The organism is Stenotrophomonas sp. P5_A8 (assembly GCF_056400545.1).
Genome location: NZ_JBFULB010000394.1, coordinates 1 through 3,267 on the forward strand (window position 1 = coordinate 1; position 3,267 = coordinate 3,267).

At 67.6% G+C, this 3,267-nt stretch carries 5 protein-coding genes; 2 read left to right on the top strand and 3 right to left on the bottom strand.

Annotation, left to right across the window (positions count from 1 at the left end; all coding sequences use genetic code 11):
* The first annotated feature begins 497 nt into the window (after window positions 1-497).
* Window positions 498-791, top strand: coding sequence for a YkgJ family cysteine cluster protein (locus AC1DQP_RS18515; protein ID WP_345779496.1), 294 nt, complete (start codon window positions 498-500; stop codon window positions 789-791).
* 17 nt (window positions 792-808) lie between these two features.
* Complete coding sequence (locus tag AC1DQP_RS18520; RefSeq protein ID WP_256775876.1) at window positions 809-988, top strand: hypothetical protein; 180 nt, start codon at window positions 809-811, stop codon at window positions 986-988.
* A gap of 45 nt (window positions 989-1,033) precedes the next feature.
* On the opposite strand, the gene AC1DQP_RS18525 is transcribed toward AC1DQP_RS18520, so the two are convergent.
* The 3 genes from AC1DQP_RS18525 to AC1DQP_RS18535 are packed head-to-tail and all read right to left on the bottom strand — an operon-like array spanning window position 1,034 to window position 3,048.
* Window positions 1,034-1,918 carry a DUF4097 family beta strand repeat-containing protein gene (locus AC1DQP_RS18525; protein ID WP_457321201.1) on the bottom strand — a complete coding sequence of 295 codons (885 nt, stop codon included), beginning with the start codon at window positions 1,916-1,918 and terminating at the stop codon, window positions 1,034-1,036.
* Window positions 1,919-1,930: 12 nt separating this feature from the next.
* Window positions 1,931-2,473, bottom strand: a complete 543-nt coding sequence (locus AC1DQP_RS18530; protein WP_457321199.1) for a hypothetical protein — start codon at window positions 2,471-2,473, stop codon at window positions 1,931-1,933.
* Window positions 2,470-3,048, bottom strand: coding sequence for an RNA polymerase sigma factor (locus AC1DQP_RS18535; RefSeq protein WP_457321197.1), 579 nt, complete (start codon window positions 3,046-3,048; stop codon window positions 2,470-2,472). Before AC1DQP_RS18535 ends, AC1DQP_RS18530 begins: the two co-directional genes overlap by 4 nt.
* Between the last annotated feature and the right edge of the window lie 219 nt (window positions 3,049-3,267).

The window sequence follows — 3,267 nt, forward strand, 5'->3', positions numbered from 1 at the left end:
GCTCTGTACCGCAGATGGCTGCGCCGCCGCAGCCGACCAACGGTCGGCTCACCGGTTTTTGATGGTCGGTGCGCTCCGGCCCTGTGGCGCGCCCGTCCCGAACGTTCCCTGATGACGGTGGCTGGACCAGAGCCTGGGCCCTGGGTTGTGCACTTGAACTTCGACCTTTCGGCCCCAGATAGAGACCTCGGCAGTAGCGGGAAATCCAGGCGGCACAAGGCTTTCCGCCCCATTCCGGGACGGCATTAACAAAACGTTACGCCAAAAGCGCTATCATCTTTCTGCTTCAGTGCGCAACGCGCATGTCATCCCGGGCCTGGTACAGGCCACCGTCCTTCTCGATGCTGCCGCCTTCGGATCCGTCCCGGGCGCCGGGATCGCTTTTACGCTGTGATCCGGCTCGTTCCCAGCGCACCGCCCCTGAGCCGCCAAGAGAGATTCGATTGGGCGAACGCCTGGTTGTACCAGCCCCAGTTTCCGCTGCCGAACCCGACCCCATCGACTGCCGCCGTTGTGACGCGGTGTGTTGCCGGATGTCGGTCACCGTCATGCCCAGCGACGCCGTTCCCGGCTACCTGCTGGACCGCGACGAGGCCGGGCGCACCGTCATGGCGCGCAACGACGAAGGCTGGTGTGCCGCCATCGACCCCTATCACCTGCGCTGCACGATCTATTCGCAGCGTCCCGCCATCTGCCGCCAGTTTGACATGGGCGGCGATGACTGCCGCCATGTGCGGCAGGACTACCGTCGACAACAGCACGACCTGTCGGCGATTTTATCCACGTGTTAACCATGACAGGAGCATCCATGGCCCGTACGCCAAAGACCTCCCCCAAGGCAGGCAACACCGTTCGCGTTGACCGCAAGCAAGGTTCCAGCACCGCAGTCAACAGCGCCAGCATCGCAGCCGACCTGGCCGCGTTCCGCAAGAGTGGTGGCAAGATCGAAGTGCTCGGCAACACCCTGGCACTGAAGAGAGCCGGCTGACCTGCAGCCGTCCGCACCGGCCCTGTGCCGGTGCGGTGGCCGCACTCAACGTCCGCCCAGCCCCACCCGCACATTGCCCGAATGGGCATTGATCGCGATGTCCCCATCGCCACCGCCCAGCTTCGTATCCAGCGTACGGCCCGGCCCATAACGCGGCCGCTCCACCGTACCCGCATCGGACTGGATATCGCCACTGAACGTTTTCACGCTCAGCTGTGCCGACACCGACCGCGGCAACTGCAGCCCGATCGAACCACTCACCGTCTGCAACGTCACCTTCCCGCCCGGCGCCACGCCGGATGCGGCGATGTTCAAGCTGCCCGATACCGCTTCGGCGGCCAGACGCTGTACCCGGCCCGCGTCCACCTTGATGCTGCCCGACACCGTTTCCACCGCCACCTCGCCCGACACCCCGCCAGCGGCCTGCACCGACCCGCTGACTGCGCGCAGGTCCAGGCGTGGCGTCTGCACCTGCGAACGGATCCCGCCGCTGACCGTGCTCAACGTCGTCTCGCCGCTGCGGCCGGCCGCCGACACACTGCCGCTGACCGCATTGGCCTGCAGCCGGCGCAGATCCACATCGGCCACGTCGATGTCCGCGCTCACCGTGCCCAGCTGCACCTCCACCGCACGCGGCACACGCAGTTCCAGCGTGGCCCCGCCGTTGTTGCTGTTGCGCGGATAGACCACTTCCCAACGCACCCGGTTGGTACTGCGGTCCTGCTTGAGGGTCAAGCCGTCGGCCATCGAGCCGCTCAGCGCCACTTCGTTGCGGTCCCAGCCGCGCACGCTGACCTTGCCGGCGATGTTGCTCAGCTCCACCCGACCGCCCGCGCCCAGCGGCGCACGCTCATCGACACGGGTGGCAGCCTGCACCGCCAGCGGCAGCAGCAGGCCCAGGGCGGCGATCAGACGTAGTGATGTGTGCATGGTGTATCTCCTTCAGGATGGCAGGCCAGCGGCGGCCATGACCGCCTGCTGGGTAAGTTCAAGACGCAGCGCATAGGTGCGCTGCAGCTGCGCAAGCAGCGAACGGGAGCGCGGGTTTTCGGCGATCGCCGCGCGGATGTGGTCGGCACTGCTGTCCAGCTCACGCAGCGCCGGTTGCCAATCCCCGCCCACCTGCGCGGCCGGCAACGCGGCCATCGCCTGCTGGTACTCGGCGACCATGGCATCGGCCTGCCGCTGCACCAGCGTGGGTGGCGGCGTCTGCGGTGCCGGCATCGGCACCACCATGACCAGGCCCAATGCCGCAGCCAGACCCAGTCCGATGTGCAGCGGCCAGCGCCGGCGCGGCACGATCGCCGTCACCGATGCGGCCGGCAGTGGTGCAGCGACCGGCAACGGCATGGCCGGCAAGCGCGCGGCGATGCCCTGCCACACCCGCGCTGGCGGCAGGCGTTCGCCCGGCAGTGCGCGCAGCTGCGCCTGCAGTCCGTCGTTGTCGTTGTCGTTGTCGTTGACGTTGTCGATACGGTCGTTCATGCGGTTTCTCCCAAGCGTGCGCGCAACAGTCCACGCGCACGGTGCAACTGAGCCTTCGAGCTGCCCACGGCCATCTGCAGCTGCTCGGCAATCTCATGGTGTTTCCAGCCTTCGATGTCGTGCAGCACCAGCACCGCACGGGCGCGCGGCGGCAGTGTTTCCAGCGCGCGCTCCAGGTCCATGCTGGTGCCCGCGCAACGGTCCACCGAGGCCAACGTGGCCACGCTGTCCCAGCCCGCCTCGCCGGCGTCGCAGGCCTGCTCGACGGAATTGGCCCGCAGTTCCATCAGCGCCGCGTTGACCCCCAGCCGATGCAGCCAAGTGCCCAGGCTGCTGTCGAAACGGAAGCCCGGCAGTGCCTTCCAGGCCTGCAGGAACGCTTCCTGCAACGCATCTTCGGCGCGTGCCGCGTGGCCGCCGCACAACCGCCACAGCACCGCATACATGCGCGGCGAGTGGCGTCGGTAGATGCGTTCATAGGCGGCCATATCACCGCCGACCGCCGCGCGGACCAGGGCGTGGTCGTCGACAGCGTCGGTCGGGGCGCGGGATGCGGGCATGGTGGCGTTGAGCATATCCGTTGGATGCGCGGTCCATCGAAAAGGTTTAAACGGCCCCGGGCGATTTTGTGGTTCTTCGCCCCTATGCGGGACAAGTGGAAGCGTGCGTTGACCTTTCCAGGCGCGGCCGTTGGTGGGTCGGGCGCTGGGCGCCCATGCCCTTGGAGGCGAAATAAAGGGGGAGGGGGCGGCCGCAGGCCGACGCCGGAGGACATTCGCCGGAAAGGGCATGGG